The following is a 14,668-nucleotide window of genomic DNA, read 5'->3' on the forward strand; positions in this document are numbered from 1 at the left end:
TTATTTCTTGCAAATTCACTATAATATTCTTCATTTACTTTATAATAGATATAAAAAATAGGAGTCGCTTTCAAAATGAATAAGACAATGGGAATATTAGCACATGTTGATGCAGGAAAAACCACTTTTTCCGAACAGCTTCTTTATCATACAAATAGTATAAAAAAACGTGGTCGTGTAGATCATCAAAATGCCTTTTTAGATAGCCATCTAATTGAAAAACAACGAGGGATTACTGTATTTGCTGACCAAGGCATTATTGAATATGGCGATTCTACCTATTATTTAATTGATACTCCTGGGCATGTAGATTTTTCTCCAGAAATGGAAAGAGCGATTCAAGTAATGGACTTTGCCATTATTATTATTAGTGCAGTAGAAGGAATCGAAGGACATACCGAAACGGTGTGGAATTTATTAAAAAAACATCAGATTCCCACTTTTTTCTTTATCAATAAAATGGATCGGATTGGAGCAGCTGTACAGCATGTCCTGGAAGAAATTCGTTCTCAATTCACTATAGATGCATGTGATATTTCCTCGTTTAATGACAGTGGAATGTCAGAAGAACTCATCGAATTTATTGCAGAACGAGATGAGGAGCTCCTTGATTACTATATGGATAAAGGCTATCAATCAGCATTGTGGATGGAAAAGATGCAAGAAATGATTGTTTCTTCCCGCCTTTATCCTTATGCTTATGGTTCAGCCTTACAGGATAATGGTATAAAAGAATTTTTCGATCGTTTTGATCAATTAACAAAGACGTCTTACACAAAGGATGAACCTTTTGCAGGAATGGTTTATAAAATTCGTTATGATGAGGCAGGAACGAGAATTACCTTTTTAAAAGCAATTAGCGGTACGCTGCATGTGAGAGAGGAACTTACGTATGGAAATGGTGAGGTAGAGAAAATCACACAAATACGTAAATATAACGGTAATCAATTTCAACAAGTAAACGAAGGCTTGGCTGGAGAGTTGTTTGCGGTAACAGGTCTTACAAATGCAGTTGTAGGAGATGGAGTCGGAGAGATGCAGGAAAAGGCAGTGTATGAATTGGTGCCAACTCTTCGTTCAAAAGTAGTATTTGAAGCGGGAATAAATAAAAAGGACGCACTTAAGTTTTTTCGGATATTAGAAGCAGAGGATCCATCTCTTCAAGTAACATGGGAAGAAAAACAGCAAAATATTCACTTACACGTGATGGGAAAAATACAGTTAGAGGTTCTTCAGGAAATTGTATTAGAAAGATTTTCTTTACAGGTGAACTTTGATCAACCTGAAATATTGTATAAAGAAACGATAGAAACAAAAACTATTGGGTACGGACACTTTGAACCATTACGCCATTATGCTGAAGTACATCTTCAGTTAGAGCCAGGAAAAAGAAATGAAGGTATTACTTTTGAGAGTGCATGTCATAGCGATGATTTATCAATAGCTAACCAAAATCTTATACGTCAGCATCTGTTTGAGCGTGATCATCATGGGCTTTTAACAGGGTCTACTTTAACAGACGTAAAAGTGACTCTTTTGACTGGGAGAGCCCATAATAAACATACACATGGCGGTGATTTTCGGGAAGCGACTTTTCGTGCATTGCGTCAAGGATTGGAAAAAGCACAGAATCGTTTATTAGAGCCTTACTATTTTTTAAAAATAAAGGTGGATATCGAACAAATGGGCAAGGTTTTGGCAGATGTACAAATGGCTCATGGAACATTTGACACGCCCGAAACAGTAGATAACAAAGCAATGATTACTGGAAAGGTCCCAGTTGCTACATTTATGGAATATAGCACAATCCTTGCTTCTTTTACACAAGGAAAAGGACAGCTTTCCTTAACATTTGCGGGTTATTTTCCTTGTCATAACGAACAAGAAGTAATCGATAGACTAGGCTATGATAAAAATGCGGATCCAGCGTATACATCCTCATCGATTTTCTGTGCAAAAGGTGCAGGATTTACGGTTCCATGGGAGGAAGCAGAGGAAATGATGCATTGTTTATAGAAAGGATGAGCGGATGATGAAAATTCGCAAGCTAAGAGAAGAGGAGAATCCTCCTTTTGATTTATTATTATTAGCAGATCCATCTGAGAATTTATTAAAAGAATATCTTAAAAAGGGCCTTTGCTATATTGCAGAAGATGGAGATCGAATCAGTGGTGTATATGTTTTATTGCCAATTAGGGAAGAAACAATAGAATTGATCAATCTAGCAGTTGCCGAAATCTATCAAGGAAAAGGCTTAGGGAAAATGTTAGTTATGCATGCGATTGAGGAGGCAAGAAACCTAAGATATAAAAGAATAGAAGTAGGGACTGGAAATAGCAGCATTTCTCAGCTTGCTCTCTATCAAAAATGCGGGTTTCGGATGAATCGAATTGATAAAGATTTTTTTCTCAAACACTATGAAGAAGAAATCTATGAAAATGGTATTCAGTGTATCGATATGATTAGGCTCACACAGGATATATAATCCATTTTAGAAAAAGATAAATATTAGTAATTAACAGATTTATTACAAAGGTAACAAAGTGTGATTTTCCCTTCGAACCCTACGGAATTCTAGTAAATGTACGATATTTGCTAGGTTGCTTGTAAACTAATTTTAAAGTGAATGACTTATTATTTTAATAGAATTGTAATTTAGAAACCTCTTTCATGTGTTATAACAATAGAGAAAGGGGTTTTTAGATGCGTTCCTTAAAAAAACTAATGGCCATTTCGCTAAGTAGTGTCATCTTTTTGACATCGGCGATTGTGGTACAAGCAGAAACGAGTCAAGAAACACTTAACAAAGCAAAAAATCAATTGAATCAAAATCAGCAATTGATTAATGAAAAAGAAGCAGAAAAGCAAAAAACTTTAAAAGAGTTGGAAGCTGTTCAAGATGAGTTAAAATCTGTTGAAACAGTAATGCAACAAAATAAAGAAAAAATAGCTAACCTGCAAGCGAAAATTGAAGTAACGCAACAACAAATAGAGAAAAAGAAAGAAGAAATTGTTGTTTTAGAAGATAAAGTATTAGCACGTAAAGACGTTATGAAAGATCGTCTAGTTTCCTTGCAGAATACAGACCAAACGAATGTCGTTTTAGAAGTACTGTTGAATGCAAAAGACTTCGCTGACTTTATTAGCAGGGCAACAGCTATTTCCCTGATTTTTGATGGTGATAAAGATATATTAGAGCAGCAGCAAGCAGATCTTCAAAAAATTGAAGAAGAGAAGCTAGCGATTGATCAGCAAGAAGAAGAATTAACAGGACAGTATGATCAATTAGCTGTTACTCAAAACGAATTGCAACAAAATCTTGCTAAAAGACAAGAAGCTGTTTCGGCTGTACAGAAAAAATTTGCTTCTGTTTCAAAAGAAGTAGAATTAGCTGAGAGTCAAAAAAGTGCAGTGCTTGCCCAAATAAGCCAAGCAGAATCCACATTGAAGAAAGAGCAAGAAGAAGCGAAGAAGAGAGAGGTTGTAAAGGTAAACACGTCCAATAATGTGGCGAGTGTATCGAATAAAACAACTTCCAACAAACAAACTTCTAGTAAACCAAGTTCTAATAAATCTTCAAGCAGCAAAGATGTTATCTATGTAAGTGCCACTGCATATAGTCATCAAGATACAAAATCAGATATTACAGCACTTGGATATAATATTAAAAAGAATAAGAACATGAAATTAATTGCAGTCGATCCAGCAGTTATTCCATTAGGTTCAAAGGTTTGGGTAGAAGGCTATGGAGAAGCTATTGCAGGAGATACTGGCGGGGCGATTAAAGGACATAAAATAGACGTCTTAATGCCATCAACGAGCAAAGCGAAGGCTTGGGGACGCAAGACAGTGAAAATTAAGATATTGGATTAATTTAATAGATACTTTTCTTCTTGTTAGTTAGACTCTCTAGTGTGAAGAGTCTTATTTTTTTTGAAAAAAAAGAGGAGTGCCTTCTATTTAGGCAACTCCTAACACTGTCTATTTTCAAGGGGGGACTTGAAAAAGCTGTTTAATGACTATATCTATATCATAACCATAGATTATGAATAATATATGACAAAACTATCAATAAATCTTGAAAGAATTGTTAAGATTAGTAAATGAATGAGCGTTATAAAAAATCTATTAGTGTATGTCTAGTATTTAGGCTGCGGATATAGCAACCTTTACGAGAATAGTAATTATTTTTTTAATTTAGCCCATGTTTCATCCAATGCTTTCATTGTTTCCTCACGTGATTTTTGCTTTCCTACATATGCTTGAAGACTTGCGCCGAACTCTTGACCAGCCCCATCAGGATACTTCATAAATTGCCATGTGTATGTTTTGCCTTCCTGTGAGTATTTTTGAATTTCTGCCCCTAATGGACCAATATCATCTGCTGTTGCAGTAATCGTTTCAAATGCTGGAACATATTTAAATTCTTTTACAATCGATTCTTTTGCAAAATCAGAAGTGACCATCCAGTTTAAGAAATCTAGTGCTGCTTCTTTATCTTTTTCAGGAGCATCTTTATGAACAACCCAGTTTGTAGGTACGTCGACCATTAGTTTATCTGATTGTGCTTCATCATCACTTAATGGCATAGGGATAAAGCCTACTTCCAAATTAGGAGAAATTTTATCTATCATCGGCTGAATCCAGTTACCTTGTTGAATCATTGCGGCCTCACCAGTTGCAAATAAAGTTACTTGTGTATTATAGTCTGTTGTTAATGAATTTTTATTACCATAATCAATTGTTAAATCCAGTAGATCAAAGTACTTGTCAAAATGCTCATTACCTTCGATTTTTGCTGATCCGTCATTTAATCCTTTAATAAATGCATCCGCATCCTCTTGATAAGCAAATGGTACATTCAGTCCGTGGTTAGCTAAAACCCACCATTCACCATAACCGATAGAAAAAGGAGTAATTCCAGCAGCTTTTAATTTTTCGGCAGCTGCTTCTAATTCAGAAAATGTCGTTGGCAATTCCGTAATACCTGCTTTTTCAAATAATGCTTTATTATAGGCAAATCCATACCCCTCAAGGTTAACTGGCTGACCATAAATTTTTCCATCCACTGTCATAGGAACTAAGGCACTTTCATAGGCATCTTTTACCCATGGCTGATCCGACAAATCCTCTAATTTATCAAGCCAAGTTAATGCCTCTTGATATCCACCATTTCCGAAAATATCAGGAGCTGTATTGGAGGCGAATTTCGCCTTTAAAGCGGCTGTTCCATCTGCTCCACCACCGACTGTTTCAATATTAAAGGTTACATCTGGATGTTCTTTTGAGTATTGGTCTGTTAATGCTTTTAACTGATCTGCTATTTCTACTTTTCCGTTAAACAAGTCAACCACTACTTTATCACTTTTACTTGAACCGTTATTACTGGACGCTCCCTCATTTGAACAAGCACTTGCAAAGAGAAGAGAAGCAGATAAGATACCGGTTAATAAGGAATACTTTTTCATTTTGTTAAACTTCATTTGATTTCCTCCTGTTTATAGAAAATATCTTATTTATATGGAAGAGGTGGCTTTGTGAACACAGCCTCTTAGCTCCCTATTTAATAGATCCACTAGTAATCCCTTGTATAATATGTTTTTGCATCGAAAAGAAGAAGATTAATAGTGGGATAATTCCAATCATAAGCGCTGCTAGTGCAAGATCCCATTGCTTTGTGTACTGGCCAAAGAAGAAGAAAGTAGCAAGTGGAATTGTCCGCAACTCTGGATTTTGTAAGACTAGCGATGGTAATAAGTAGTCATTCCATATCCATAGGCTATTTAAGATAATGATTGTTACGGTAATGGGCTTTAATAATGGAAAAACGATTCTCCAGAACACTCCAAAACGAGAGCAGCCATCTATAATAGCAGCTTCTTCTAATTCCACTGGAATTCCTTTAATAAAACCATGGTATAAAAAGATCGTTATCCCAGAGCCAAAACCTAAATACATGAATACTAGACCCCAAATACTGTTAAGCAAGTGTAAGCTCGAGGCTGTTTTAATAAGTGGAATCATAATTGATTGGAATGGGATAATCATAGCAGCGACAAACGCCATAAAGATTATATTGCTTATTTTCTTTTTTGTGCGGACTAGCATATACGCAGCCATCGAACAGAATACAACTAAAACAATATTACTTGCAATGGTCACAAGAAGCGAATTGCTAAATACCTTTAGAAAATTTAACTTTTCAAAAGCGTTTACATAATTCCCAAATTGAAGAGAACTTGGTAAAGCAGATGTATTTGTTAGTATTTCAGAAAAAGGCTTAAGTGAATTAGAGATAACATAGTAAAAGGGAATCAAAAATAATAAGCCTAAAATAATACCGAATACTTCCATTATGAATGTTTTGCTTGTATATTTATTCTCCATCAAGATTCCACCTCTTTTTTCTTAGTAATCGTGACCTGCAAAATGGAGATGGTTGCTACAACAATAAAGAAGATAAGCGCTTTTGCTTCCCCGATTCCATAGCGATTATTTACAAATGCCTCGGTATAAATATTAAGTGCGAGCATCTCCGTTGATTTGAACGGTCCTCCATTTGTTAAAGAAAGGTTGGCATCAAATATTTTAAAGGAAGATGCAGTTGTTAAGAATAAACAGATCGTAACAGCAGGAGCCACAAGCGGAATTTTAATGTTTCGCAAGACTTGAAAACGGCTGGCACCATCAATTTTTGCCGCCTCGATTAGCTCTTTCGGAATGTTTTGTAAAGCTGCAATGTAAATGAGCATAATATATCCTGCACCTTGCCAAACGCTAACAATCACGATTCCCCAAAAGGCAGTGTTTTGATCTCCTAGCCATGCCAATTCGAATAGTGGGATTCCTGTTAGTTCGCCAATAGAAGCAAACCCTCTAATAAAGATAAATTGCCAGATAAAACCGAGTAAGAGACCGCCAAGCAGATTTGGCATAAAAAACACTGTACGTAATAGATTACTAGATTTTAGCTTTTGTGTTACTAGCAATGCTAAGCCGAATCCAATCGTGTTCGTTAAAATAATGGCTACGATGGTGTAAATAGCAGTTAATTTAAAAGATTGGAGAAACTGTTTATCTTCGGTGAATATATACTTGAAGTTTTCAAAGCCGACCCATTTAATTTCTCCAGTGATGCCATTCCAATCGGTAAAAGAGTAATAGATACCAGAAAAAAATGGAATGAGAACGACAATTGTAAATGCAATAAAGACAGGACCTACAAATAAAGAAAATAATCCTGCCTCCTTCCAGTTTTTCTTCTTTTTTGTAGAGAGTGATTTCTTTCTACCTATATTTGTCTGGTGTATAGAGGGAATTTCTATTTTTTCAATATTATTTTGATTATTCACTTTCTGCACCTCCTGTTTTTATAATATAATGGTTGTATCTTTTGGGTAACCGCTTACATTGACGGGTAAGGTGTAATATATTGACCATTCCCTGTGTATTATTTTTCTATAAGGATTTTTCTGATAAGCTTATTGCTATATTACGACTAGCCTTCTGTAAATAATTATTGGAAAGGAGGAGAGAGAAGTTTAAAAATGACATCCTTTCTCGTTCTTGTATATCGGAAAAGAAGAAGTTGTTTTAAGTTTCTCGACCTTATGAGATGGGGTATTCGAAAAAAATTAATGATTTTCTTACTTCTTGCTACGATTCTCCCGTTTGGAGGCAGTATAATTCTTACTTATTTTCAAACGATCCATAATATTAACAAGGAATCGGTAGCATATAATACAGAGTTAATGAAGAAAGGAAACGAGGAACTCACCACTTACTTGGAGGATATTGCCTTAATGTCCACTCTTTTATATCGGTATACACCGTTCATGAATGTACTGACCCAAGGAGTTGGAGAAAATAGCAAGGAGAATATGGAGGAAGTACGCAGAGTATTAGCATATGTCTATAATTCTCGATCAGAAATAGAACAAATGCATTTATACATAAACGAAGGGAGAGATTCCTTTACGAACTATCACTCTCGAATAAGCGGAAGAGGGAAAAATCAGAATATCTATTTTCACCCTTATTATCGAAAATTAGAGGAAAGTGAAACAAACTATTCTGTAATAGAACCACCTCATACGATATACAGTTATAATGGTTTATCCATTATTCCAAACTCAGAGAAGACTACAGTATTATCTTTTCACAATAAAATTAGAAATGTACCATCTAATGATATTTTGGGATTCGTATCTATTGATATAAACCTTTCTAAAATTGAAGGGATAGTGAATAGGCTATATAAAGATACAGAAAATCTTTCTATTATAAATGAAAATGGAACCGTTATCTATTCTTCTGATGAAACGTTAATCGGAAAGAAAAGCAGGGATAAATGGTTTTATGAATTGCGAAATAATCCACAGCAAAACAAATTAAATTGGGAAAGAAAAGATTTTTCTGGTGTCATTTTTTATGAAAATATTACAGTGCAAGATAATCATTTGTATATGATAAAAAGCATTCCTTATGCCAGCCTTTATAAAAGTGCAAAGGAAACCGCATTTATGAATACTATCATTGCCTTATTGGCTTTAATTGTTGTCTTGATTATAACGATAATTATTTCTTTTAAAATTACAGCACCTATTAAAGTATTAATTGAAAAGATGAAAAAAGCAGAACAGGGTATCTTTGAGACAGATTTTGAGATCGTAGGACAGGATGAGATTGGGATGCTAGGCAGACATTTTAAATCAATGGTTTTGCAAATAAATAGACTGATAGATAAAGAATATAAATTGCAGTTAGAAAATAAATCATCCCAATTAAAGGTTTTGCAATCACAGATAAATCCTCATTTTCTGTACAATAGCTTTCAGTCTATCGGTACACTTGCTCTGAAAATGAATGCTGTTCCGGTTTATACCTTATTAACGTCTCTATCGGCTATGATGCGATACAGCATGGATATGAGAGAGGAAATGGTACCGTTCTCTAAGGAAATAAACCATTCACAATCTTATCTAGCATTACAGAAACAAAGATTTGAGGATGAGTTAGACGTAACATTAACACTTGATCCAAATACGTATGAGATTCTCGTTCCTAAAATGATTCTGCAGCCAATCATTGAAAACTGTTTTAAACATGGGTTTAGCGATAATATGGAGGACGCAAAGATATCGATCCGTTCGTATCGAGAGGATGATTATTTAGTCCTTATTGTTCAAGATAATGGGAAAGGTATTAGTAGAGAAAGGCTTGAGAGAATACGTAATCGATTGTATCACAACAAAGGAAGAAAGGCTGGCAAAGAAGGAGAGTCCATTGGGTTAAAAAATATTTATGATCGTTTGCAGCTGTATTATGGAGGACAAGCGATGTTAGAAATGGAAAGTATAGAGAATAACGAATTTACTGTAATGATTCATATTCCTGTATCTTTACAAGAGGGAGTGGAAGGGCATGAAGGCACTTATCGTTGATGATGAAAGACATGTTCGTGAAGGAATTAAGCTTCTTGCTGACTGGGCAGGTAATGAGATTACGGAAATTTATGAAGCAAGTAATGGAGAAGACGCCATTCAAATTATTGAATCGGTCCATCCGGAAATTATCTTTTCTGACATGAAAATGCCTAAAATAGATGGAACACAGCTCTTAAAATGGATGGATGAACATTATGCTGAGGGGAAAACAATTGTCGTGACGGGGTATGACGACTATCATTATATGAGAAAAGCCATGCATTATGGTAGCTCAGACTACTTGTTGAAACCTATTGATCCTAAAATGTTGAATGATACATTAATGAGGGTAGTGCAAGAATGGAAACAAGAGGAAGTGGAAAGAAAAAATAAACAGGATAAAAACCAACTTATTAATAAAATGAAGCCCGCGTACCGAGATCAGCAACTAACGCACATGATAAATAATGATCCAATAGATAAGAATGTTTTGGAAGAATTTCTTTTAATAGAAGCAAAGGCATATACAATTGCCCTCATGCAACTAAGTAATGGAGCTATTGAGCAATTCAAAGGGGATCGAGACCTAACACTATTTACTTTATTAAATGTAATAAATGAGGAGCTTAGCAGGCATAATAGTGGAATTGCCTTTCATTATGTAACTGCTAAAGGAGAAATTGTTCTTCTTATCAAAAGAAGAAAAGAAGAAGCAGTTATTCTAATACGAGGGGTACATAATACGCTTAAAGAGCTACTAGGACTATCTTGTACGATAACGATTGGTTTAGAAGTAACGTCCATTACACAATTGAACCTTTCTTATCAATATGCTAAATCTATTATGATGAATAGAGATGTATCGGGAAATCAACAAGATAAAATAATAACGGATAAAAAGGAAAAAGAGATAAAAAGCTTAATGGGGTATGCTAGTTCCATTAAAATGGCTGTTCAGGCAGGCGAGTTAAATGCTTTTCATTCGCTCATTGGTCAAATTCAAAAAGATCTAACTAGTAATAACCAACTGTCATGGAGGCAACTTATCCATTTGGAAAATGAATATCAAATGATTAGTACAAGATGGCATAAGGAATTTAATCTCCCAATGAATATTTCGACCAACATAGAGGAACAAATTAATCGGTTTATAGACAAAAATGATCATTTTCAGTTAGAAGCTTATAAAACAAGGAAGAAAAAAGAAATTGCTTTGTTTCTTCGCCGCGTGAAAAGACAAAATACAAGAAAGTCTCAAAATGTTATTCATGAGATTGAAAAGTATGTAAAGGCAAACTTTCATCGAGAGATTAAACTCCAAGAAATATCCAATCATTTTTATATTAGCAGAGAATATATTTCAAGAAAATTCAAACAGGAATACAACATAAATATTTCCGAGTATGTAGTGTCCATCCGAATGAAAAAAGCACAGGAACTATTGAAAAGCAGTAATCTAAAGGTATATGATATTGCCAATATGATTGGATACCAAGACGATAAATATTTTCGCAAAGTATTTAAAAAAATAGTAGGTGTATCACCAAATGAATATCGTGAAAAGAAGCTAGAGGATATAAAGTGAAATTCTAGCATTAGCTTGTCTTCCACTTGCTTTAAGGAAATAGAGAAAATGGGTGTATAAATTGAACTATGATAAATTACTACATATCGAAACGGAAGAGATACAATTTGGATTCAATAAATCTTACCATTATCATCGGTATGAACCAACTCCATATGAGCATTTAGAAAAGTTATTTCATGAATTTCCTCTTCATAAGACAGACTATGTAGTCGATTTTGGCTGTGGGAAAGGCCGCTTAAACTTTTTCATTCATTACTTATTTCAATCTACCGTAACGGGTATTGAAATGAATGAGGAATTTTACCAGGATGCGTTATACAATCTAGAAAAATACAGGAAAAATAGGAAGGTAAGAGAAAGGAAGATAAATTTTCATTTAGGAAAAGCAGAAGGTTATGCTATACAACCAGAAGATAATTATTTCTATTTCTTCAACCCTTTTTCCTTGCCAATCTTTCAAAAGATTATCAGTAATTTGTTATATTCGCTAGAGGAAAAAAGCCGTATAGTGAAAATTATCCTCTATTTTCCCTCAAATGAATATCTATTTTTTATGGATAATCATGCGTTTTTTGAAAAAGAGGCAGATGTACATGTAGGGAATAAGACAGATAAAGACCATTTTGTTATTTATAAATCAATCTATTAATTTACTGGCTTTCTGCCCGTTTTCGTTCTAGAGAAAATGGGTTTTTCTGTTTTCTTTCATTTTAGCGTTTGGAAAATAATGCTAGGAATGAAAGGATTGTCTAAAGTTGATTTATCCTTTATATTCAGTTATATAAGTAAAAAGACATAGGTGAAAAGTCTTTTAAAATTGTAAAATACGTAAATGAGAAGAACAACTGATTCAATGAACTGTCCCTCATGACCGTATTTTTTAGAGGGGAAATTACTATTTTTACATTGCCAAGCGTTGATACCGTAACTTATTTACCAGTGGAATATTCCATTCCTATTATCCTATTATCAGTTGTTATTGCATGTTTAGCATCTTATACATCACTTTCTATGAATGAAAGGATTGTTTATAGTAGCTTTTTCCACCGATACGTATGGTTAGGGTTAGCATCCATTACGATGGGATTTGGAATTTGGTCTATGCACTTTATTGGAATGAGTGCATCGAGACTCCCAGTAGAAATGAGTTTTAATGTCCCATTAACGATTCTTTCGATAGTGCCAGCTATTCTAGCAACCTTTTTAGCTTTCATCCTATCAAGTAAGGCAAGGAATTCTACTAGATTAATTGTATTCGCTGGAATGTTTATGGGGATTGGCATCAGCGCTATGCACTACATTGGGATGAAAGCAATGATTTTAGAGGCTGATTATGCTTATCATTTAGGGTATTTTATTTTATCTGTTTTCATTGCAATTCTTGTTTCATTTTTTTCGTTATTTATTTTTTTGAAGCTACAGCCATATATGAATAACTTTATCGTGAAAGGTATTACCTCTCTTTTGATGGGGATCGCGATATCGAGTATGCATTATACAGGAATGCATGCTGTCAAGTATTATGTGGATTCGGATTTGGAACTTATTCACTCCCATATGCATCACATGAGTATAAAATCAATTATTCTTGGTGTAACAATCGGTATTGTTATTATTCTATTATTGTCCATTTTATCAAGTCTACTGGATCGCTATGTGGATTATCGCCTAAACTATTTTGACGCCTTAACGAAGCTTCCAAATCGTAGACAATTTGAAAGGTTAATTGAATCTTCCACTTATTTAACTGGAATGGCTATTCTTCATATTCACGATTTAAATAAATGGAATAGTAAGTATGGCTATTACTTTGGTGATAAAATTATCACTTATATTGAAGAATTATGTACGAAATTAATGCCCCCTAATGTAGAATTGTTTCGAATAGAAGGTAACCGTTTCGCATTCTTAAGTATGACTAATGAAGACTTAGAGAAATTGCTTGCAGGACTTAATCATTTAACAACTATTTTATCTAGTCCAGTGACAATTGATGATCAAATCATCAAGATAGAAACAGCTATTGCTCTATCTGTTAATGAGAAAAAAATTTCTTCCAAACAAATATATAAAAATGCTGTTGCCGTTTTAACCCATTATTCGATTCGCTATGATAATGAAATTATAAAGTATGATTCAGATAAACATAAACGGACTTTCGCTAATCATCTTGTGAATGAGATAGAGGATGCTCTCATAAAAAAACAGCTATACTTAGTCTATCAGCCTAAAGTATTCCTAAATTCAAAGGAAGTAGCTGGAGTGGAAGCCTTGTTGAGGTGGAAGCATCCTATATATGGAGAGCTTTCACCAGCTGTGTTTATTCCGATTTTAGAGGCGTCTGATAAAATGTGGGAGGTTACCGATTGGATCATTGAAGAGGTATGTAAGCAACTTGCCTTATGGGAGCAGCAAGGTAGAAGCATCCCTATAGCTATTAACATTCCAGGTCCATATGTGACCTCTCCAAGATTAATAAGAAGCTTGACAACCAATGTAGACAAATATGAGCTAAGTCCGTCACTAATAGAGCTTGAAATAACAGAAACTAGTGCTGTTGGTAATATTGAAGGGGCAATTCAATCCGTACAAGCTTTTAGAAGTGCAGGCTTTTCAGTTGCTCTTGATGATTTTGGTACAGGGGTATCTTCCCTATCTTATTTAAAAAGAATTCCAGTCAATACATTAAAAATAGATAAGTCATTTATTGATGGAGTACCTGAATCGCAAAAGGATGGAGAAATTATTAAGGCTATTATTGCCCTAGGGAGTTCTCTGCATTTGAGCATTGTGATAGAAGGGGTAGAAAGAGAAGAACAGATTGAATATTTATCTGCTATTAATGAGTTGCCAATTATCCAAGGCTATTATTATGCTAAACCAATGAATATCGTTGCTTTAGAAGAGTGGGTTTTTCGTTTAAAGGACAATATCAATAAATAGAGAATAAGGATCATCCGCTTCGATAAAAAAAGAAAGGATGATCCTTTTCTTATAGTAAAAAAATTCTAGATAAAAATAGTATGATTGGGGATTAATCGCAGTCTGTGGTGAGCTATGACTGTTATTCTGTAGATAGGTTAATATCTTTAGAGAATACCCCTGTACTTTTTGTATCACAGGAAGTGTTATCTAATTGGATAGATGCTGAACTCGGAGCACTTACTTTTCTAGTTTTAGCGAAGAAAGACTGATAAAATATGAAAGAGAAACAACAAAAGATCATTACTAAAAATAAGCTGTTCAGAACGAAACTCATTTATTCATCCTCCTTTGATTGTGCCGATAATGTAACTATACCGTTTATTAATGAAGGTAGTATAAAGAAAGAGTTAAGTTTAAGTGGAGTCAGTGTAAAGAAGATTAGCAAATCGATAATAAAGAGGTGTTTTTATGTATTTATCAGTGAAGGAAACCGCAGATCTGCTTTCCATTTCAGAAATAAAAGTAAAAAACTTAATTTTACAAAACCAAATCCGGGCCATCTATGATGGAACAGATTATCTTATTAACAAGGAGCAATTTAACACCCACTTTAAACAAGTAGAAACATATAAAAAGTTCGTAGAAGAAGTATTAAATGAACCAATTCCCGAAGATTTGGATATTAAAGATGAGGATTAATTTTTTATAAGTAAATAGGATATATCTTTAT

General features: G+C 34.3%; 12 protein-coding genes. 8 read left to right on the forward strand and 4 right to left on the reverse strand.

The annotated features are described in order from the left end of the window. Positions 1-75: 75 nt before the first annotated feature. The 3 genes from NKG37_RS10015 to NKG37_RS10025 all read left to right on the forward strand — a co-directional run bounded on the left by NKG37_RS10015 (position 76) and on the right by NKG37_RS10025 (position 3,873). Entirely contained in the window at positions 76-2,016 is a 1,941-nt protein-coding gene (locus NKG37_RS10015; RefSeq protein ID WP_254416159.1) for a GTP-binding protein, read from the forward strand. Positions 2,017-2,032: 16 nt separating this feature from the next. Then, complete coding sequence (locus tag NKG37_RS10020) at positions 2,033-2,485, forward strand: GNAT family N-acetyltransferase (RefSeq protein WP_254416160.1); 453 nt, start codon at positions 2,033-2,035, stop codon at positions 2,483-2,485. A gap of 218 nt (positions 2,486-2,703) precedes the next feature. Next, the gene (locus NKG37_RS10025) at positions 2,704-3,873 is read left to right on the forward strand and encodes a 3D domain-containing protein (protein ID WP_254416161.1); all 1,170 of its coding nucleotides are present in this window, start codon (positions 2,704-2,706) and stop codon (positions 3,871-3,873) included. Positions 3,874-4,184: 311 nt separating this feature from the next. Here the strand turns inward: NKG37_RS10025 and NKG37_RS10030 are convergent, their stop codons facing one another. The 3 genes from NKG37_RS10030 to NKG37_RS10040 form a co-directional block, all read right to left on the reverse strand. Then, a complete protein-coding gene (locus NKG37_RS10030; protein WP_212121063.1) occupies positions 4,185-5,483 on the reverse strand; it encodes an ABC transporter substrate-binding protein in 1,299 nt (432 codons plus the stop codon). 76 nt (positions 5,484-5,559) lie between these two features. After that, complete coding sequence (locus tag NKG37_RS10035; RefSeq protein ID WP_016202227.1) at positions 5,560-6,387, reverse strand: carbohydrate ABC transporter permease; 828 nt, start codon at positions 6,385-6,387, stop codon at positions 5,560-5,562. Further along, a complete protein-coding gene (locus NKG37_RS10040) occupies positions 6,387-7,352 on the reverse strand; it encodes a carbohydrate ABC transporter permease (RefSeq protein WP_016202228.1) in 966 nt (321 codons plus the stop codon). The genes NKG37_RS10035 and NKG37_RS10040 overlap by 1 nt, the downstream gene beginning before the upstream one ends. Positions 7,353-7,610: 258 nt before the next feature. Between NKG37_RS10040 and NKG37_RS10045 the strand changes: the two genes are divergently transcribed. The 4 genes from NKG37_RS10045 to NKG37_RS10060 all read left to right on the forward strand — a co-directional run bounded on the left by NKG37_RS10045 (position 7,611) and on the right by NKG37_RS10060 (position 13,956). Next, a complete protein-coding gene (locus NKG37_RS10045) occupies positions 7,611-9,443 on the forward strand; it encodes a cache domain-containing sensor histidine kinase (RefSeq protein ID WP_254416162.1) in 1,833 nt (610 codons plus the stop codon). Then, positions 9,424-11,010, forward strand: coding sequence for a response regulator transcription factor (locus tag NKG37_RS10050; protein WP_224427697.1), 1,587 nt, complete (start codon positions 9,424-9,426; stop codon positions 11,008-11,010). The genes NKG37_RS10045 and NKG37_RS10050 overlap by 20 nt, the downstream gene beginning before the upstream one ends. Positions 11,011-11,062: 52 nt before the next feature. Then, a complete protein-coding gene (locus NKG37_RS10055) occupies positions 11,063-11,662 on the forward strand; it encodes a methyltransferase (RefSeq protein WP_212121055.1) in 600 nt (199 codons plus the stop codon). 218 nt (positions 11,663-11,880) lie between these two features. Next, positions 11,881-13,956 (forward strand): bifunctional diguanylate cyclase/phosphodiesterase, encoded by a 2,076-nt coding sequence (locus NKG37_RS10060; protein WP_224427696.1) that lies wholly within the window; start codon positions 11,881-11,883, stop codon positions 13,954-13,956. Positions 13,957-14,077: 121 nt separating this feature from the next. Here the strand turns inward: NKG37_RS10060 and NKG37_RS10065 are convergent, their stop codons facing one another. Further along, positions 14,078-14,272, reverse strand: a complete 195-nt coding sequence (locus NKG37_RS10065; RefSeq protein WP_212121051.1) for a hypothetical protein — start codon at positions 14,270-14,272, stop codon at positions 14,078-14,080. A 134-nt stretch (positions 14,273-14,406) separates the two neighbouring features. Between NKG37_RS10065 and NKG37_RS10070 the strand changes: the two genes are divergently transcribed. Then, positions 14,407-14,637 (forward strand): excisionase family DNA-binding protein, encoded by a 231-nt coding sequence (locus tag NKG37_RS10070; RefSeq protein ID WP_212121049.1) that lies wholly within the window; start codon positions 14,407-14,409, stop codon positions 14,635-14,637. Positions 14,638-14,668: the final 31 nt, after the last annotated feature.

The sequence above is a fragment of the Niallia sp. RD1 genome (assembly GCF_024219955.1).
In the GTDB taxonomy this organism is placed as follows: domain Bacteria; phylum Bacillota; class Bacilli; order Bacillales; family Cytobacillaceae; genus Niallia; species Niallia alba.